Source organism: Salipiger pallidus, assembly GCF_014643635.1.
Classification (GTDB): domain Bacteria; phylum Pseudomonadota; class Alphaproteobacteria; order Rhodobacterales; family Rhodobacteraceae; genus Salipiger; species Salipiger pallidus.
This window is the reverse complement of record NZ_BMJV01000012.1, coordinates 1-18,786: the sequence shown is the minus strand read 5'-3', so window position 1 is coordinate 18,786 and position 18,786 is coordinate 1. Positions and strand designations below refer to the sequence as shown.

19 protein-coding genes and 1 pseudogene are annotated in these 18,786 nt (G+C 64.6%); 17 read left to right on the top strand and 3 right to left on the bottom strand.

Features of this window, described 5'->3' with window-relative positions; all coding sequences use genetic code 11:
* Nucleotides 1-84 precede the first annotated feature (84 nt).
* Nucleotides 85-1,692, top strand: a pseudogene (locus IEX41_RS19975) (ParB/RepB/Spo0J family partition protein); the annotation flags it as partial.
* Nucleotides 1,688-1,846: a hypothetical protein gene (locus IEX41_RS21995; RefSeq protein WP_222481223.1), complete on the top strand. Its 159-nt coding sequence runs from the start codon at nt 1,688-1,690 to the stop codon at nt 1,844-1,846. The pseudogene IEX41_RS19975 and the gene IEX41_RS21995, both read left to right, overlap by 5 nt.
* 156 nt (nt 1,847-2,002) lie before the next feature.
* Here the strand turns inward: IEX41_RS21995 and IEX41_RS19970 are convergent, their stop codons facing one another.
* On the bottom strand, nt 2,003-3,370 hold the full coding sequence (locus IEX41_RS19970) for an ATP-binding protein (RefSeq protein ID WP_028288624.1): 1,368 nt from the start codon (nt 3,368-3,370) through the stop codon (nt 2,003-2,005).
* Nucleotides 3,367-4,026, bottom strand: a complete 660-nt coding sequence (locus IEX41_RS19965) for a response regulator transcription factor (protein ID WP_009503873.1) — start codon at nt 4,024-4,026, stop codon at nt 3,367-3,369. The genes IEX41_RS19970 and IEX41_RS19965 overlap by 4 nt, the downstream gene beginning before the upstream one ends.
* A 145-nt stretch (nt 4,027-4,171) precedes the next feature.
* Between IEX41_RS19965 and IEX41_RS19960 the strand changes: the two genes are divergently transcribed.
* The 9 genes from IEX41_RS19960 to IEX41_RS19920 all read left to right on the top strand — a co-directional run bounded on the left by IEX41_RS19960 (nt 4,172) and on the right by IEX41_RS19920 (nt 12,988).
* Nucleotides 4,172-4,489 (top strand): PepSY domain-containing protein, encoded by a 318-nt coding sequence (locus IEX41_RS19960; protein ID WP_028288623.1) that lies wholly within the window; start codon nt 4,172-4,174, stop codon nt 4,487-4,489.
* Nucleotides 4,446-5,831: a ferredoxin reductase family protein gene (locus IEX41_RS19955; RefSeq protein WP_093412194.1), complete on the top strand. Its 1,386-nt coding sequence runs from the start codon at nt 4,446-4,448 to the stop codon at nt 5,829-5,831. Before IEX41_RS19960 ends, IEX41_RS19955 begins: the two co-directional genes overlap by 44 nt.
* Before the next feature lie 182 nt (nt 5,832-6,013).
* Entirely contained in the window at nt 6,014-6,394 is a 381-nt protein-coding gene (locus IEX41_RS19950) for a PepSY domain-containing protein (RefSeq protein ID WP_069301737.1), read from the top strand.
* Between the two features lie 35 nt (nt 6,395-6,429).
* Nucleotides 6,430-6,900, top strand: a complete 471-nt coding sequence (locus tag IEX41_RS19945; protein ID WP_069301738.1) for a DUF2271 domain-containing protein — start codon at nt 6,430-6,432, stop codon at nt 6,898-6,900.
* Nucleotides 6,901-6,911: 11 nt separating this feature from the next.
* Nucleotides 6,912-9,119: a PepSY domain-containing protein gene (locus IEX41_RS19940; protein WP_188792080.1), complete on the top strand. Its 2,208-nt coding sequence runs from the start codon at nt 6,912-6,914 to the stop codon at nt 9,117-9,119.
* Nucleotides 9,100-10,080, top strand: coding sequence for an FAD:protein FMN transferase (locus tag IEX41_RS19935; protein WP_028288618.1), 981 nt, complete (start codon nt 9,100-9,102; stop codon nt 10,078-10,080). Before IEX41_RS19940 ends, IEX41_RS19935 begins: the two co-directional genes overlap by 20 nt.
* A gap of 5 nt (nt 10,081-10,085) precedes the next feature.
* Nucleotides 10,086-11,993, top strand: coding sequence for a heavy metal translocating P-type ATPase (locus IEX41_RS19930; protein WP_036540305.1), 1,908 nt, complete (start codon nt 10,086-10,088; stop codon nt 11,991-11,993).
* Entirely contained in the window at nt 11,990-12,691 is a 702-nt protein-coding gene (locus tag IEX41_RS19925) for a VIT1/CCC1 transporter family protein (protein WP_028288616.1), read from the top strand. The genes IEX41_RS19930 and IEX41_RS19925 overlap by 4 nt, the downstream gene beginning before the upstream one ends.
* A gap of 135 nt (nt 12,692-12,826) precedes the next feature.
* Nucleotides 12,827-12,988, top strand: coding sequence for a hypothetical protein (locus IEX41_RS19920; RefSeq protein WP_224557872.1), 162 nt, complete (start codon nt 12,827-12,829; stop codon nt 12,986-12,988).
* A 28-nt stretch (nt 12,989-13,016) separates the two neighbouring features.
* Here IEX41_RS19920 and IEX41_RS19915 read toward each other — a convergent pair whose 3' ends face one another.
* Nucleotides 13,017-13,310 carry a hypothetical protein gene (locus IEX41_RS19915; protein WP_028288615.1) on the bottom strand — a complete coding sequence of 98 codons (294 nt, stop codon included), beginning with the start codon at nt 13,308-13,310 and terminating at the stop codon, nt 13,017-13,019.
* Between the two features lie 337 nt (nt 13,311-13,647).
* Here IEX41_RS19915 and IEX41_RS19910 point away from each other — a divergent pair, with 337 nt between their 5' ends.
* The 6 genes from IEX41_RS19910 (at nt 13,648) to IEX41_RS19885 (ending at nt 18,634) form a co-directional block, all read left to right on the top strand.
* Nucleotides 13,648-14,133: a hypothetical protein gene (locus IEX41_RS19910; RefSeq protein ID WP_036540302.1), complete on the top strand. Its 486-nt coding sequence runs from the start codon at nt 13,648-13,650 to the stop codon at nt 14,131-14,133.
* 40 nt (nt 14,134-14,173) lie between these two features.
* Nucleotides 14,174-15,112 (top strand): ArdC family protein, encoded by a 939-nt coding sequence (locus tag IEX41_RS19905; RefSeq protein ID WP_028288613.1) that lies wholly within the window; start codon nt 14,174-14,176, stop codon nt 15,110-15,112.
* Nucleotides 15,113-15,135: 23 nt separating this feature from the next.
* Entirely contained in the window at nt 15,136-15,345 is a 210-nt protein-coding gene (locus IEX41_RS19900) for a DUF6330 family protein (RefSeq protein WP_017469169.1), read from the top strand.
* 87 nt (nt 15,346-15,432) lie between these two features.
* Nucleotides 15,433-15,822, top strand: coding sequence for a DUF3768 domain-containing protein (locus tag IEX41_RS19895; RefSeq protein WP_028288612.1), 390 nt, complete (start codon nt 15,433-15,435; stop codon nt 15,820-15,822).
* Between the two features lie 159 nt (nt 15,823-15,981).
* Entirely contained in the window at nt 15,982-17,964 is a 1,983-nt protein-coding gene (locus IEX41_RS19890; protein ID WP_028288611.1) for a ParB/RepB/Spo0J family partition protein, read from the top strand.
* A 76-nt stretch (nt 17,965-18,040) separates the two neighbouring features.
* The gene (locus tag IEX41_RS19885; protein WP_025042408.1) at nt 18,041-18,634 is read left to right on the top strand and encodes a hypothetical protein; all 594 of its coding nucleotides are present in this window, start codon (nt 18,041-18,043) and stop codon (nt 18,632-18,634) included.
* The last annotated feature ends 152 nt before the right edge of the window (nt 18,635-18,786 follow it).

Here is an 18,786-nt window from a genome sequence, read left to right as displayed (position 1 = left end):
GAGAGGGAAAGGAGTGTTGGTTTGAGGGTGACGGGAAATGAGATCGGGAGAGTGGCTTCCGGCGCCCGTCGTGGAGAAGATCTGATGACGAAAGCTGTCCGGAAAATCACCCTGTCCCCTTCGCGGGATATCCCTTTTGACAAGCTGGTCCTGAGCCAGTCCAACGTGCGGCGCATCAAGGCTGGCGTGTCTGTCGAGGAACTGGCCGAAGACATCGCCCGCCGCGGTCTGTTGCAGAGCCTGAGCGTGCGGCCCGTCTTGGCTGACGACGGCACCGAGACCGGCAAGTTCGAGATCCCGGTCGGTGGCCGTCGGTTCCAAGCATTGTCCCTGCTGGTGAAGCAGAAGTGTTTGGCAAAGACCCCGCCCATTCCTTGCATCGTGCGCGATGCTGCGTCCGACATCCTGGCCGAGGATGATTCCCTTGCAGAAAGCATGCATCGCGTCGCCCTGCACCCGCTCGACCAATTCCGCGCGTTTGTGGCGCTGAGGGACAAGGGCCAGAGCGATGCAGAGATTGCCGCCGCCTTCTTCGTGACGCCGCAGATCGTGAAGCAGCGCTTGAAACTCGCTTCCGTCGCCCCTGCCCTGCTTGAGGTCTATGCCGAGGATGGCATGACGCTGGAGCAGCTCATGGCCTTCACCGTGAACCCCGATCATGCGCGTCAGGTTCAGGTCTGGGATGTGATCCATTCATCTTGGAACAAGGAGCCATTCCAGATCCGGCGCATGCTGACCGAGACCTCGGTCCGGGCGTCTGACCGGCGCGCGGTCTTTGTGGGTGTTGAGGCCTACGAAGCGGCGGGCGGCACGATGTTGCATGACCTCTTTCAGGGCGATGACGGTGGCTGGCTCGAGGACCCTGCCCTGCTCGATCGGCTGGTGACGGAAAAACTCCACGCCAAGGCTGAGACGGTTGCCGTTGAGGGCTGGAAGTGGATCGAGGTCGCGCTTGACCTGCCCTACGGCTACAGCCACGGCCTGCGGTCCCTGTCAGGTGATCCGGCACCGATGACGGATGACGAAGGCGCGGACCATGCCAAGCTGCTCGCCGAATACCGGGCGCTGGAAGAGGAATACGCGGGTCAGGATGAAATCCCCGACGGGATCGACACGCGGCTTGGCGTGTTGGAAACGGAGATGGAAAAGATCGAGACCCGGCCGTTGATCTTCGACGCGGAGGAGATCGGGCGGGCAGGGGCGTTCGTCACGCTCGACCGCTACGGCGCGCTGGCCGTCTATCGCGGCTATGTGCGTCCAGAGGATGAGCCGGTTGACGTGACAGCGGTCCAGGATGGTGCTGATCCTGCGGTGGCGGGGCAGGGGGATGATCGTGATCTCACCGATGGCTATGACAGTGCCGCTCATGCCGGAACCGTCATCATGTCGGGAGGCCAGCCGATTGGCGGCGATCTGCCGGAGGATGAGGATGACGGAGCGCTGAAGCCACTGCCCGAGCGGCTCGTAATCGAGTTGACGGCACACCGGACGCTGGCGCTGCGTGAAGCGATCGGGCGCTCGCCCGACGTGGCGTTGATTCTGCTGCTGCTGAAGATTGTGACGGACACCTTCCGCACTTCCTCTGCTTCGGGAAGCTGTCTCGAAGCCTCAGTGCGTCACATCTACATGCCGGCGCAGGCGAGCGATCTGAAGGACAGCGTGGTGGCAAAGCTGGTCGACGAGCGTCATGCGCCGGAACGATCTCGTGGCGCTTGACGATGAGGACCATGCCGAAGGGCAGGGGGCGGATGCCGAAGCGGCTGACAGCGTCAGTGAAGCTGACCTTCCTGCATTTCTGACGGATGACCTGCCTGCTGAAGGCGCGTCGATGCTGGCCTCGGAATAACGTGATCCAGCGGGGGGCGGAGATTCCGCCCCCAATCACCCTATAGTGTAATAATATCAATGGGATGAGCGCGATTACTCGCATTCAGAATGAAGAATCATGTCTACAACAACCATCATCGACACCGCACCCCTCGGGGCGCTGCGACGTGAGACTTCAAGGCCAATGCTCCCGATCTTTCACATGGGCATTTGGAGCATCCGTTGGCAATCTGACGGATGCCTGAAATCCAGAAGTTTCACCGGGACGTGGTGACTGGAGCAAGAGAGAGGTTTCGATCCGTTCTGCGATGGCTGAGACGATAGCGAGGCCAAGCCCGCTACCATCAGTTTTTGCATCTGCCCTCTCGAAGCGCCCTGTCAGGCGTTCGAGTGTTTCGGTTGCTACCGCGGGGCCCTCGTTCGCCACGATCAACTGCCCCTCGCTCGTGAGTGTAACCGCGACTGGGGCATTCTGCGCCCCGTGGCGTAGGGCGTTTTCCACCAGATTCCGGCACAGAATTCCTAATGCGTCGGGGTCGATATCAGACAAGACAGGCGTGTCCGGCAAGTTCAACGTAAGGCGCCCGTTCTCTGTGGTGCGCGCGATATCTTCCACCACGACCCGAGTGATGGTTCTGACATCAGCGCTCTGGTCCATCCGAAGTCTACCGCCTTCCGCCCGCGCAAGCTGCAGGAGACGCTCGGAAAGCCGAGTGAGACGCTTGAGCGTTGCCTCGATCTCGGCGGCACGGGCGTCGATGGTCGGATCTTTGGTCTCTGACCGCAGTCGCTGCGCCTGGGCGATAGCGCCCGCCAATGGTGTCCTTAGTTCATGAGCCGCATTGGCTGCAAAACTTCGCTCAGCCTCGAACGCGTCGCGCAACCGAGCCAAAAGGCTGTTCAAGGTTGCGGCCAGCGGTCCGATTTCGGTCGGCAGGTCGGCCGCGGGTACTTCTGACAGGTCGCGCACGCCGCGCGCTTCAAGCCGCGTACGGAACCGATGGAGAGGGGCGAGGCTAAAGCGCACAGCGAGAATAATCGACGCGAGCGCCAACGGCAGCACGACCAGCAGCGGCAGGCCGAGGCCCATCTGGATTTCAAGAGCAACCGATGCGCGATGCGCCAACGGTTCGGCCACGGTGATGCTGATCGTCCCCTGGAGCGCCGCGTCGCTGTAGAGGCGATGTGTGGCGTTCTGCCCAAATCCCGGCCCGTCGTATGGAGGGAACACGGCAGGGTCCGCCGCATGGGATTGCAGCAAAATGCGTCCCTCGGCATCGCGTACGATGTAGGTGAAGAACTCGTCATGCTCCCGGATCGGCGCGAGGCGCTGCGTCACACCCTGATCTTCTCGGCCGACGATGTCGGTCACGGCCAGCGGAAGGATGCGCTCGGCGGTTTCGCGCAGGGCGCTGTCGAAGACCTCGTCCATCTCGCCCCGAACGATCACCGCGGTAACCGTGGCGGCGGCGAGCCAGAGGATCGTCAGCACAAGGCCGAGTGACAAGCCGAGCCGTACCTGAAGGCTGGATGGCCACATCATGGCTTGCCCAGCCGGTAACCCATGCCGCGCTCGGTCTCGATGATGGCGCTCCCCAGTTTCTTGCGCAGGCGGCTCACGTGCACCTCGATGGTGTTGCTCTCGACTTCGGCGTCGAAAGCGTAGAGCTTCTCCTCCAACTGCGCCTTGGACAGGAGCTGCCCGGGACGCGCCAGGAAGGCCTCGAAGAGCGCCCATTCCCGCGCCGTCAGCGGCACATGTCTGCCATCCCGATGGACGCTGCGCGCGGCAAGGTCGATGTCGAGCGGTCCGTGGGTCAGGATCGGGTTGGGGTTGCCGCTGTAGCGCCGCGCGACCGATCCGATCCGTGCCGACAGTTCCGACAGGTCGAAGGGCTTCACAAGATAGTCGTCAGCGCCCGCATTGAGGCCTTCGATCCTATCGGACACCTGGTCGAGCGCCGTCAGGATGATGACCGGCGTCACGTCTCCACGCGTCCTGAGGCCCTTGAGGAACCCGATACCACGTCCGTCTGGCAGCATGAGGTCGAGCAGGAGCAGGTCGTAAGAGGTTGCGCTCATCGCGTCTGCCGCCGCGTCTAGCCGCGTGACCCAGTCTACTGACTGGCCATCAGCTGCGATCTGGTCGCGCACGGCAGCGCCAAGAGTCGTGTCGTCCTCGATCAGCAATATGCGCATGGTCGTACCCGTCCTTTCCTGATGTCCCTCCATGATCCGTCTGGCTGACACGAAGCTGAAGCTTGTGGGTCGAGCCCCTTCAGGCTGCCGTCAGCTTCGCGGCGCATGAATGGCATCAAGAGGCGAGCCACTAGGAGTGTGCCCCATGAAGAAGACATTGACAATTATCGGCTTTCTCGCGGTCTTTACGGCCGGCGCGGCGCTGGCTGACGACGATTGCTTCGTGCCGATGGCCGACTGGCAGCCGCGCGATGCTGTTGCCATGCTGGCCGAGGAAAATGGTTGGACGGTGCGCCGGATCAAGATCGATGACGGCTGCTACGAGATCGACGGGAGGGATGCCGAGGGGCGTGCGATCGAGGTGACTGTCCACCCGGCCACGCTGGAGGTAATCGAGTTCGAATACGAGGACGACGAGGATGATCGCCGCGAGCGGGATCACGAGAGACGCGACGATGACTGATGCAGCGCGTCGCGACGGTATTGTCCCGGTGCCGAGCCTGCCGCCACTCTCCCGGCTTTCCCTAAACTCTCCTCTAGCCCTGACGGGCCCGGTGCTGGTTGCGTTGCCATGCCTGCTGGCGGCTTTGCTCGGTTTCAACACCTATGCGACTTATGGTGCGGATGCCGCGCTCGGCATCGCCGTCGGGGCCGCGGCAGTTGTCGCGATGGCACAGACCCTGATCCTCGCCGCACGGCCGCCGCTGGTGGAGCCGTTGTTCGGCGGTCTCGATCGCATGTACCGGGTCCACAAGTGGCTTGGTATTTCCGCAATGGTCCTGATGATCCTGCACCAGCAGATCGAGCCGGATTTCGAGCGTTTGGTGCGTGAAACCTCCCTTGGTGAACTTGGTGAAGAGGCGGGCGAACTTGCCTTCAACGCGCTTCTCGCCCTGGTTGCTGTCAGCTGGTTCCGGAGATTGCCCTTCACCCCACTGGAAATCCCCTATCAGATCTGGCGGTTCAGCCATCGTTTCATGGGGGCCCTTTTTGCAATCGTGGTCTTTCACCAGTTCTTCGTCGACCTGCCGACAGAGGTAGATCCATCGCTCTCGGTGCTTCTAAACACATTTGGCATCGCGGGAGTAATCGCGTGGATATTCACCGAGCTGGTCGCCCCGTACCTGCGGCGTAGAGAATTCACCGTCACAGAGATCAGCCAGACCAAGGACACCACCACGCTAACCCTCCGCCCCGAGGGGCGGGCCATGCGGTGGCGGCCGGGGCAATTCGCCTTCTTCCGCGCGCCAGAGGCAGGACTGTCCGAGCCGCACCCCTTCACGATCGCCAGCGCCCCGCGCCCTGACGGCACCCTGACGTTCTCCATCCGGGGCTTGGGTGGCTGGACACGAAGCCTGCCCGCCATCTTGCGGACCGGAACGCGCGTGCAGGTCGAAGGGCCATATGGACGGTTCAATTTCCGCAAGGGCGGTGCGCGCCAGATATGGCTGGCGGGCGGCATCGGTATCACGCCGTTCCTCGCCTGGGCCGAAAGCCTGAGCGAAGCGGATAGCCGCGACATTCACCTCATCCACTGCGTTCGGACACAAGAGGAGGCGATTGGGGTAGAGACGCTGCGCGCTGCGGCTGCCCGCAACCCGAGGTTCAGTTTCGAGGTGGTCGTTACGACGCGCGATGGCAGGCTCACGGCCGAGCGCCTGATTGGCGCGGTCCCTTTCGCGATCCGGCAAGCCGATTTGTGGTTCTGCGGCCCAACCGGTCTGAAGGACGGGATTCTCAAGGGCTTGAAAGCACAAGGCCAAACGCCTCGCCGTGTCCGCTTCGAGCAGTTCGAATTCACCTGAACGCGGGGCAGGGCGCATAGCCATGCCAGCCCTGTAGCCTGCGCTCGCATCTTTTTTTGGCCCCGCCCTCATCGGCGGGGCCATTTTCCTGACGGCAAGCTGAAGCAGGAATCGCTGGGGCGTCAGGATGCCCTCAGGTCGGGGTGCCAGATTGGTCTCATCAAACGAAAGGACCCCTTGCCATGAAAAAGACTCTGACCGCCCTTGCCCTGATCGCACTTTTGCCCGCCGGCGCTGCGCTGGCCGACGACGATGATTGCAATGCGCCCCGTGACCAGTGGCAGCCGCGCGAGGCCGCCATGCAGATGGCCGAACAGAACGGTTGGACGGTGCGCGACTTCGAGATCGACGACGGCTGCTACGAAATCCAAGGCCGAGACCAGGATGGCCGCGAGATCGAGGTGAAGCTCGATCCGGCGACGCTGCAGATCGTCGAGATGGACTACGAGGATGATGACGACGACCGCGGTGGCGCCCGCAATCCCGCGCCCGCTGGAACGGTCGCTCCTCCGCAGAACGGCCTCTTCGGAAACGGCGCCCCTCCGCAGGTTCAGGTGAACTGAACAGCTCCGAAGCACCCTGAACAAGGATCATTCCCATGAAATCACTTCTCGCAACGCTCGCGCTGACCACCGCACTCACGCTTCCCGGCCTCGCTATGGCACGGCCCGTGACGCTCACAACCACCCTCAACAACTATGGCGGCGACGGCGCTTACCTCGCGCTTTACGTTACCGACGCCTCGGGCGCCTATGTCGGCAGTCTCTGGATGGCTGGTGGCAAGTCCAAGTACTACGAGCATCTGAGCGATTGGTACCGTGCCACGGGCGGCGATACCGCGCAGGTAAACGGTATCACCGGCGCCAGCGTCGGCGCGGGCCGCAGTCTCGAGATCACGCTCGATCTGGCCGATGCGCTGTTCGATGCGGGCTACACGCTTCACATAGACGCGGCGGTCGAGGATATGCGCGACAGCCCGAACGAGGTGGCCGTGCCGCTGACGACGGCGGGCGCGGGTACGCCGGTGACCGGCCGGCGCTACATCGCCAACTTCTCCTACGACATGTGAGGGGCAGGGCCATGATCCGTACACTCCATCGCTGGCCGGGTCTACTGGCACTCGCGCTCGTCACGATCCTGAGCCTGAGCGGCGCTGCGCTCTCGGTCTTTCCGGCAGTCGAGCGCATCACCGCGCCGCAGGTGGAGACTGGTCAGACAGTCGCCACCCTCGCGGACCGCATCCAGGCCGTCTATCCGGGCGTCGAGCAGATCCGGCGGTCGCCCTCCGGTCGGATCACCGCCTATTGGTTCGATCAGGGCGCGCCGGGTGCTGCCGTGATCGACCCGGCGACGGGCGCGGGCGTTGCCTCGGCCGACCCGAACCAGGCCCTTCGCTGGCTCACCAACTTTCATCGCTCGCTCTTCCTCGGGGATGGCGGGCGCATCGCCATGGCCGCCGGGGCCGCGGCGATGCTGGTCCTCTCGCTCTCGGGTGCTATGCTGGTCGCGCGACGGGCGGGCGGATGGCGGCACTGGTTCGCGTCCTTGCGCGGTCCGTTCGCGGGCAGGCTGCATGTCGAGATCGCCCGGATCGCCGTCATCGGCCTCGTTCTGTCCTCCACCACCGCCCTCTGGATGACAGCCTCCACCTTCGATCTTTTGCCGGACGGTGGCGTCCTGCCGACTGATCCCACCGAAGTGAGCGGAGAGATTGGGTTCGCTCTCGATCAGATGGCCACGCTGCTGCAGACGCCCGTCGCCGAGCTGCGCGAACTGAGCTTTCCCTATCCCGGCGATGCGACGGACGTGTTCACACTGAAGACCGACCGGGGCACCGGCTATCTTGACCAGGGAACCGGCGCGCTCGTGGCATGGGCCGACCTGACCGGGTGGGAGCGCGTCTCGGAAACCATTTACATGCTGCACACGGGGCAGGGGGCCGCGACGCTCGGCCTTGTGCTCGGGATGATGGCGCTCGGAGTGCCGGCGATGGGCGTGACCGGCGTCCTGATCTGGTTTGCCGGGCGGCGCGGGCGGCCGCGCATCCGCGGCAACCAGCCCGCGGGCCGTGCCGAGACGATCCTTCTTGTCGGCAGCGAGGGTGGCAGCACCTGGGGCTTCGCCGCGACCCTGCATGCCTCGCTGACGGCAGCGGGGCAGGGCGTCCATGTTGGCCCGATGTCGGGCTTCGCGCCAGAGCGCTACGCCCGAGCCGAGCGCATCATCGTGCTCGCCGCGACCTATGGCGACGGGGCTGCGCCGGCCTCGGCGAAGGGCTTCCTCGACCGGTTGAACGCCCTCGACGGAGCGCCGGATATTCCCATGGCTGTGCTTGGTTTCGGAGATCGGAGTTTTCCGGCCTATTGCGCCTTTGCCAAGGACGTTGCGGCAGCAGCGCAAGCGAAGGACTGGCCGGAGCTTCTGCCGCTTGACGCAATCGACCGCCAGTCCCCGCAGGATTTCGCGCGCTGGGGCCGCGCTCTTGGCGAGGCGCTTAGCATCTCTCTCGAGCTTTCTCACCAGCCCGTCTCGCCGCGCACCGAAACATTGACCCTCGTCTCGCGGCGCAACTACGGGGCCGAGATGCAGGCGGGGGCCGCGATCCTGCGCTTCGCCTTGCCGCGCGCGACGCTGTGGCAGCGGCTGACCGGGGCGGGTTTCGCACGGTTTCAGGCGGGCGACCTGATCGGTGTCCTGCCGCAGGGCAGCGCCGTGCCACGTCTCTACTCGCTGGCCTCGGGTCGCCGCGACGGCTTCGTGGAGATCGTTGTGCGCAAGCATCCGGGCGGGCTGGCCTCGGGCCAGCTGACCGCCTTGGAGCCGGGCGCTAGGGTCACGGCCTTCCTGCGCCGCAATCCCGGCTTTCACGCCGACCGCGGTCGCACCCCGCTGATCCTGATCGGGGCGGGCACCGGCATCGGGCCGCTGGCGGGCTTCATCCGCGGCAATGCGCGGCACAGGCCCGTGCACCTGTTTTTCGGGATGCGGCATGCGGACAGCGATTTCTTCTATGGCGAAGAGATGCCCGGCTGGCAGGCTGAGGGGCGGTTGACCCGGCTTGTCACCGCCGTCTCGCGCGGCGCGCGGCGCAGTTATGTGCAGGACGCCTTGCGCGCCGACGCGGCGCAGGTGGCCCGGCTTATCTGCGACGGGGCGCGTGTGATGGTCTGCGGCGGGCGCGACATGGCCACGGGCGTGAGCGATGCGTTGGCCGAGATACTCGCACCTGCCGGGCTTACGCCCGCAGTCCTAAAGGCAGAGGGGCGGTATGTCGAAGATGTCTACTGAGCGCGCGCGCATCGCCCTGAACGGCCCCGCCATGGGCACGCGCTGGTCGGCGCTGTTCTTCGCGGATCGGGTCCGCGACACGGATGCAATTCGTGCCGCCCTTCAGGCGGCTGTCGACGAGGTGGACACGCAGATGTCGATGTGGAACGCGGAGAGCGCGCTCATGCGGATCAATGCGGCGCCGGTGGGCGATTGGGTGGTGGTGCCGGAGCAACTGCGGGCGGTCCTGCGCCTCGGGCTCGAGATCGGGCGTGCCTCGGGCGGGGCCTTCGATATCGGCATGGGCGATGCGGTGACGGCCTGGGGTTTCGGGCCCGGGGCCGCCGCGCCCGAGGGTATCCGCGCCGCGATGGACGCCCCCCGCCGCCCGGCTCAGGAGGTGCTGGAGATCGAGGGGATGCAGTTGCGCAAGACCGCGCCCGTCGCGCTGGACCTGAACGGCATCGCCAAGGGCCACGGTGTCGACCGGCTCGCCGAGACCTTGCGCGATCATGGGATTGCCGACGCCCTTGTCGGCATCGACGGTGAGATGCGTGCCATGGGCCTGCGCCCCGATGGCGAGGCATGGATCATCGCGGTAGAAGCGCCGGACCCTGATCGCCGGACGCCGCATTCGGTTCTGGCGCTGCAGGACGCCGCCGTCGCGACCTCCGGTGACTACCGCCATTGGGTCGAGGTGCATGGGCGCCGCCTGTCGCATACCATGGATCCGAGACGTGGCGCGCCGCTGATCGCCTCGCCGGCCTCCGTCACCGTCGTGGCCCGCACCTGTGCCGAGGCCGACGCCTGGGCGACGGCGCTGATGGTGCTCGGTGCGGAGAGGGGTGCGGACCTCGCAAGACAACGTGGACTCGACGCCCTGTTTCTTCTGCGCGATGATGAAGGGAATGCAATGGGCGTGGGAGTCGGGCGTCTTTTTTCCGAAGAACCAGCGGCAATCGCCTCAGCCGGGGGAAGATGAGCCGCATGGAACAGACCCGTACCGATCGCTTCAAGACCGCACTCCTGCTGATGGCCGCAACCGGGCTGATCGTGGGACTCGCATTCTACCTTGCGGGCCAACCAGAGGTTGCGAACCTGATCTGGATTGCAGGAGTTGTTCCCGCGCTGGCAGCGCTTGTGGTCGAAATCGTCCGCAGCATTGGGCGCGGCGAGGTGGGCCTCGATATCGTTGCCGCGCTGTCGATGTCGGCGGCGCTTGTCTTCGGCGAGACCTTGGCTGCGGCTGTCGTCGCAGTCATGTATTCTGGAGGCACTTTCCTCGAAGCCTTCGCTGAGGGCCGTGCACGTCGTTCGATGAAGGATCTTCTATCTCGCGTACCCCGGACCGCGACGCGGCACCGGAACGGCGGTCTTGAGGATGTGCCTCTCGAGGAGATCGCACCGGGCGATCGCCTGCTGATCCGGCAGGGCGATGTCGTTCCCGTGGACGGTTCGGTTACGTCCGACACCGCCTTCCTCGACACCGCGGCGCTGACCGGCGAATCCCTCCCAGTCCGGCTGGCGCGCGGGGCCGACGCCATGAGCGGATCGACCAACGCGGGCGAGGCCTTCGACCTGACGGCGACGCGCGAGGCCAAGGACAGCACCTATGCCGGGATCGTTCGCCTGGTCGAGGAAGCGCAGGCGTCCAAAGCGCCGATGTCCCGGCTGGCCGACCGCTGGTCGCTGGGCTTTCTGGTCGTCACCGTCAGTATCGCCTTCGCGGCCTGGTGGTTCACAGGCGATCCGATCCGCGCGGTCGCCGTGCTGGTGGTCGCCACGCCCTGTCCGCTGATCCTTGCCGTGCCGGTTGCGCTGGTCGCGGGTCTCTCGCGTGCGGCGCATTTTGGCGTTTTGATCAAGGGCGCAGGGCCGCTCGAGACAATGGCGCGCATCCGTACGCTGATCCTCGACAAGACGGGGACGCTGACAGATGGCCGTCCGCAGATCATCTCGATCGACAGCCACGATGGCATGAACGAGGACGACATCCTGCGCCTCGCGGCCGCGCTCGATCAGGCCTCCAAGCACCCTGTCGCGCAAGCGATCGTCACCGCCGCCAAGGCACAGGGCTTCACACTGCCCGTTCCGACAGAAGTGGCTGAGATCCCGGGCGAAGGGGTCTTGGGTCGTGTGGAGGACCGCGAGGTGATCGTCGGGGGCGACGGCTTCGTGGCGTCCCGGGTCGGGCGGATGGTGGGCGATCACCCCGCCAAGGGCGCCGGATCGGTCCTTGTCGCAGTGGCAGTTGACGGTCACATGGCCGGGCACCTCGTCATGTCCGACCCGCTGCGCGAGGGAGCGGGTGCCATGCTGGACGGTCTGCGCCGCCAAGGGATCTCGCGTATCCTGCTGGCCACCGGCGACCGCGCGGACGTGGCCGAGCGTGTGACGGAAGGGCTGGGCCTCGACGGGCTGCGGGCCGGTCTGACGCCGGATCAAAAGGTGTTGCTGGTGCTCTCTGAGCGTAAACACGGGCCGGTGATGATGGTGGGTGATGGTGTCAACGACGCGCCCGCCCTGGCCGCAGCCGATGTAGGCGTGGCAATGGGGGCACGGGGCGCCGCGGCCTCGGCCGAGGCCGCCGACGTGGTGCTGCTCGTCGACCGGATCGACCGGCTGGGGCCCGGCATCGAGATCGCGCGGGCTTCACGCCGGATCGCGGTCGAAAGCGTTGTCGCCGGGATCGGCCTGTCTGTCATGGGCATGATCGCGGCCGCTTTCGGCTACCTCACGCCGGTTCAGGGCGCGCTCCTGCAAGAAGTGATCGACGTTGCCGTGATCCTGAACGCCCTGCGCGCGCTGCGCATCGCGCCACAGGAGCCAGCTACGGGCAAACCCCAGGCGATCATTTCAGAGCAAGCTGACATCGTTCAAGGAGCCACGCCATGAGCCGTCTATCACATTCTGAAATCCATATGGTGCATCGCATCGGCTGGCTGCGGGCCGCCGTTCTCGGCGCCAACGATGGTCTTGTCTCGACCGCGAGCCTCGTCGTCGGCGTCGCCGCAGCCGGGTCCGGCAAGCCCGAGGTCATGATCGCCGGGCTGGCCGGGCTTATGGCTGGCGCGATGTCGATGGCGGCGGGGGAGTATGTCTCGGTCAGCTCGCAAACTGACGCCGAACAGGCGGACCTCGCCCGAGAGAGCCGTGAACTCGAGGAAACGCCCGAGGCCGAGCTCGAGGAACTAACCCGGATTTATGTTGAAAGGGGGCTGGACCGCGACCTGGCGGAAAAGGTTGCCGTGCAACTGACTGAACGTGACGCGCTCGGATCGCATGCGCGCGACGAGCTCGGCATTTCGGAAACCGTTACCGCCCGCCCTGTCCAGGCGGCTCTGGTGTCCGCACTGACCTTCGCCGTTGGGGCGGTGCTGCCCCTGATCGTCGTGCTGCTGGTCTCGGAGGCGCAGATCGCTCCCCTGGTGGCGGGATCGACGATCCTTGGCCTTGCGGTTCTTGGCGGATTGGGCGCTTCGGCCGGCGGCGCAGGCGTCGTCCGTGGGGCCACGCGGGTCACGCTATGGGGAGCGCTTGCAATGGCGGCGACAGCCGGGGTCGGTGCGCTGTTCGGGGTCGCCGTAGGCTAGGAGTTAATGGGGTGTACCAGAACCCCGCTCCGGCTGCTTGTTGCGGCAACGCTCGTCAACATCGTGCTGATCATCGAGGTGCCACAGATCGAGTCGCAGCGCGTGGGGTCATAAACCCATGTCCGCAAATGGGTCATGCTGGACGAGATCAACACCGATGTTCTGGAGCGGTCCTTTGTCTGGGAGGACCGCACGCCCATCGGCACGTTCAGTTCCGTCTTCACATCCAAAATCCAGTCCAGCCTGATCGCGCTTGCCAAGTCGGGCGGGGCATCCGTTGTCGATCGGCCGAAGTAATCTCGATCAGCGCGGGGTCTACCCAGCTTCACTTGTTCCCATCGATCCACTTCGACATCAGCTCCTTGTCGCGGAAGCATTCGTCCGGCACGGCGCGGCGCTTGATGCGGGCGAGGCGCTCGGCAAAGGCGACCTGCTTTGATGTCGGGCGGCTGTCCTGCGTGCCCGGCTTCAGCTTGGCCTGTGCGTCGATCCAGGCGCTCAAGGAGCGCCGATCTTGCTGAACCTCACACGGCAGAAGCGTCTGGTTGCGAAGGGCCAGTGCGCGCGCATAGGCGATCTGCTTTGGCGTCGCGGGCAGGGCGTAAGTGGTGCTTTCCATCGGGGATCTCCCTTCTTAGCGTGGCTTTCAACATAGAACATAACAGGAACAAAATCAAGCCACCTGCGGAAATCATGGGGTTTGAGAGGAAGAGGAGGGCCGGGGGAGGTCAGGCCTGAGGATGCCCGAAAGAGGGTGTCCGGGCCTGATCCTGTTCCTCATTGGGGTCTGATGCCGGAAAGTGGAGGATCCTACGTTCTCATGAGCTTTGCATTTAACGCTCCTCGGCATCAGATCCCTAAAGAGTGAAAGTGTTCTTCGGGTTTTGTGACTGACGGATGAGGGCCTTTGAGGTCCCTCAGATGGGTCCGGGCCGGATTCCGGTCTGCCGTTCCGGATGAAGGGCATTCTCATGCAAACAGGTGTCTTGCGCGTATTGCGCGCGACCGCTGCCTCGTGGTGGCGACACAAGGAACTACGCCGAACCGGCCAGACGGGGCAGGCACAACGGCGCGAGCGCGAGACCGTCCTACGTGATCTCGGTTATCTGAAGCAGGCGGCGCTGTTGCCTAACGCGCATGTGATCTGCGGGGAGGGCGGGACATTCCTCCATCTCGGTTGGACCACCGTGTCGACCTTCGCGCCGATCAAGCGCTTTCCCTTGGCCGCCCTCGCGGTCGCACAAGGGACCCCGTTCATCGATATCCGACCCGTCACCGATGTCATCGCCTTCGCGAACCTGCCGCGGGTGGCGCGGGACGGATCGGACGACTCTGAACCTTCGGGTCCCGGCAGGTCCGTGTCGCTGACCACCTACATCGACATGGCCGAACAGCTCGGCGCGAGCATCACCAACGATCCGCGGCTCTGTCGGTCAACCTAGTCACCACTCCCTCTCACCAAAACTCGAAAGGACGCCAGCCATGGCCCGATCCCGCACGCCCAAATTCGATGCCTCCGAGGTCATCACAAACGAAATCATCCGCATCATCGAGCGCGGCGTCCTGCCGTGGCGCAAGCCCTGGACCGCAGGCGGCAGCTCACGCCCCCTGCGCGTGGGCGGCGAACCCTACCAGGGGGTGAACAACTTCCTGCTGACGATGCGGACCGTGATGGCGGGCCACAGCTCTCCCTTCTGGATGACTCTGCCTCAGGCCAATGCGTTGGACGCAAAGGTCCGCAAGGGCGAGAAATCCTCTGTCGTCGTCTATTACGGCCAAAGCCGGAAAGACGCGGGCGGCGAGGACGACCGCAGCGATGGCGATGATCGCTCCGAGGAAGCCCGCATCTTCCGCTTCCAGAAATCCTATCGCGTGTTCAATGCCTGCCAGATCGATGGCCTGCCCGACAGTTTCTACCCTGACCCGGAGCCCGTACCCGAGCATCCGCCGTCCGAGCCGATCCCGCACATGCAGGCGTTTTTCGATGCCATCGACATCACAACCGTCTTCACGGGCACGGAGGCGTACTATTTGCCCCCCGTGGACAAGGTCTATATGCCATCCATCACGCGGTTCCAGGACCCGCGCAATTTCTACGGGGTCTGGGCCCATGAGCTGGCCCATGCCACGAAAGCCCCACATCGACTGAACCGTGATTTCGGGTTCTCGAAGTTTGGCAACACGTCCTATGCGCGCGAGGAGATCGTCGCGGAACTGACCTCGGTGTTCCTGGGTCAGACGCTCGGCTTCACGGCGCATACGCTCGAGATGAATGCCGCCTACCTCCACAACTGGTTGCGCGTTCTTCGGTCGGACAAGGGTGCGATCTTCCGCCATGCCGCCGATGCGCAGCGCGCCTGCGACTATCTGATCGCCAGATCGGAGGTGGGCAGGGCAGGGCGCAGTGCCGAGGCCGCCTGACCACACGGAGAACGGAGACTCGCATGTCACGCAAGGAACCCAAGGCGCTGCGGGTGGCCTGCTTTGAAGACGGCCGCCGCAAGATCATCACCTTCAAGCGCGGTGCCTATTGGTGGAGCCCGTCCGAGGGTGCTTATCCGCTCTCGGCAGCGCTCGAGAGCATCAAGCACCAAGGCGGCTGGATCGAAACCATCCCTAACCCGAATTACAGACCCAAGGGGCTGTTCGGGTAGGGCACCTTCTGCTTCGGTCCTTCCGCCAAGCAGAAAAGAAAAAGCAGGCTTTGGGAAGGGTGTTTCAACTTCTCAAAGGAGAGCCCTATGACCATCACTGCACAGCCCCAGACAGAATGCCCGGATCCGAGTGTGATCGCCGCGCAGAACGACGCGTTCCGCAAGCTCGCGTGCCTTGGAGTGCCGCCCGCGCAGCCCATCCAAGGCCGGATGCATGTCACCCGCTCGCTCATGGAGGCCGGTGACGGCTTTATGGCCGAGGCGGTGAAAGCCACCGGTGAGTTTACCACCTTTGAGCAGGACAATGATCCCGAGGGATGGCATGATTTCGGAGCGGTCGAGATCCGGGGCGAGACCGTGTTCTGGAAAATCGATCTCTATGAAGCGGATTCGGATTTCCGCTACGGGGCCGAGACCCCGGGCAATCCCGTGACCACAATGCGCGTACTGACCGTCATGCTGGCGCGCGACTGGTAGAAGGGCAGGGGACGCCTCCCCGTGACATCTCAGACGACTAAGGCCCGCTGCCCCCAAAAAAGGCAAAGCGGGCCTTTTTTCGTGGTGATCCCCGAAGCCGGGGATTGGTCCCGCGCGTAGAGGCGCGGGCCACACCTAACCCATCTGGAAGGATATCCCATGACCACAAGTTTTGCCCCCCTCACCGTCGCTATCGGCGATCTCGTCCCGCATGCCGCCAATGTGCGCAGCAACGCGCCGGAAACCTATGACCCCGAGAACATCGCGCATCTGAAGGCCAGCATCGCTGTGCTGGGCCTCCTGCAGCCGCTCCTCGTCCAGAAGTTCGACGGCAAATACGCCGTGCTGGCCGGTGGACGGCGCCATGCAGCCCTGAAGGAGCTGGTCGCGGACAAGAGCGAGAAGGGGTTCACCGCGAAAACCAAGGTCGACTGCCGCCTTGTGCCCGAGGATTGCGACGTGACGACGGCGCTGTCCCTCGCCGAGAACATCACCCAGGCCCCCATGAACGCCATCGACGAGTTCGAGGCTTTCGCCCGGATGATGGAAGTCGACGGCCAGACGCCCGAGACGATCGCCAAGACCTTCGGCACCACGGTGGCGGCCGTGAAAGGCCGGTTGCGCTACGGTCTGATCCACCCCGACATTCGCGCTGCGGCCCGGGCTAAGACCATCACGCTCGACACGATGAAGGCCTTTGCGGAGCATCCGAGCCAGGAGGTGCAGCGCGAAGTCTTCGAGGCGCTCACCAAGGAAGATAGCTACCTGCAGGCCTATACGGTCCGCCAGGCGCTCAAATCCCGCGGCGTGCAGGTCAGTGACGATATCGGAGCTTTCGTGCGCGAAGACTACGAGGCGCGCGGCGGCGCTGTCGCCGCTGACCTTCTGGAAGAGCATTCCGTGCTCGAGGATGCCGCTCTGGTCGAGACCATCTTGCTCGAGAAGCTCGGTGCCGCTGCCGAAGAGGCGCGTATGAGGCTGGGCTTTGCCTGGGCCGATGCGATGGTCCGCTATGATTACGCGACCATGGCCGACTACGGCCGCGTCTATCCCGGCCCGATCGAACCGGATGAGGCTGCGCAAAAACGCATCGATGAGATCGCCGCCGAGCTTGAGAAACTGCAGCTCGAGATGGAGGATGAGGGGCTCGAGGACGGTGCCTACAACGCGCTTTACGAGCGCGTGGACGCCTTGGAAGAGGAAGCCCGCGACCTGCAGGAGGCCTACAGCGCCGAGGACCTCGCGCGGTCTGGGGTAATCGCGTCCTGGTCGGGCGGGCAGGTGACCCTCCATGTTGGCCTCGTCCGCCCGGAAGACACCGTCAAAAAGGAGGGCGCGCGCGGCTCCTCGGCTAGCCCGACCGGGGAGGAGGCCCCAGACGCCGGCGAAATCACCTATCCGGCCTCACTGGCTGAGGACCTCAAGACCGAGCGAGCCATGGCGCTTGGGGCCGCGATGGCGCTGCATCCGGAAGCTACGCTCGATCTGACGCTCTTCAAGCTGGTGAGCGACGTTCTGGCCAGCGGCATGAGTGTCACGCAGGCGATCAAGATCGATGCCCGCAAGGAATACCGCAGCCATGCCAAGATGGACGAGATCGACGCAACCTCGCTCGAGCAGGTGGCGGCGGCGCATGAGGCGCTGGACCTCTCCTGGCTCGATGACACCCGCGCGCCCGCCGATCAGTTCGCGGCGTTTCGCGCGCTGGAGGCAGGCGAAAAGGCCAAGCTCGTGGCCTATGCCACGGCCAGCACCACGCAGTCCTGCTTCGCGCGGGACCGCCAGCGCGACAGCCTGATGCATGCGTTCGAGATCGAGATCATGCCCGACATCCGCTCCCACTGGACGCCGAATGCGGCGCTCTTCAACCGCTTCAAGAAGGCTTGGCTCCTGAAGATCCTCGGCGAGGATCTGGGTCTCGCCCAGGAGGCGGTGACGCTGGCCTCGTCGAGCAAGAAGGAGATCGTCGCCTTTTGTGACAAGCTCTTCGCCGAGCCCTTCGCCACGCTCACGGACGCGCAGCGCGCTGCCGTGGCCGCCTGGTGCCCGCCCATGATGCAGACAGCCGGTGTCGCCTGTGATGAGGCGGAGCCCGCGGCGGAAACCCCGGAGCCTGACGGCGACATCGCGCAAGCGGCCTGAGTCCTCACGCGACCCGCGCGTGGACCATGCCGCCCGCGCGGGTCGACCCTTCCAAACCGAACAGAAAGACATCCCCATGGCTATTCTCAAGTTCTCTGCCTCCGCTGTTGCGGCGCAAATCGCACATGCGCGTGCCTGCAAGACCTTCCTGCCCAACTGGAACGGGCCCGTGGACAGGCCGGCCCTGATCCTCATCGTCGGCAATGGTGTGCATCTGCGCTCAAACGGCATCGATGGCACGACCACCCGTATCGTTACCACCGAGCAGGCCGATCCCTCCTTCGCCTTCGCCGACGGCATGAACCCGTTTCGGGACACCGACTGGATGGCGCAGCGCCGCATGGCGTTTCGCGATCTGACCGGCCAGTTTTACACCGACATCCTGGATGACGTGCAGGTGCTCATCGACCGGGGGCGAGGGGCCATCCGGCTCGCCACCGATGGCCACAGCATCCGCGTCTTCGTGCGCCGGGCCTCGGACTATCTCATCGGCGGGACCTACGAAGTGCCCTCGGGCCTCGGTGGCACCTTCAGGGTCATCCTCAAGGATGCCTGCGACACCTTTGCGATCGTGCAGAACTGTGGCAATTGCGAGGATTTTGACGCCATGCAGCCCTACCGCGTGCCGCTCGATGCGCTGATGGAAATCGATGACCGGAGGGCGGCGTAACGCGCCCTTTCTCAAACATGCATCGCCAATACCCTGCCGGGCCGGCGGCCCTCTTGATGGTGTGGACGCCCCCTCACGGCATCGCTGTGCCAAGGTAGCGGTGTCGAAATTCGCTACGAGGAGGAAGCGTCCATGGAGAAGGTTAGCATTGT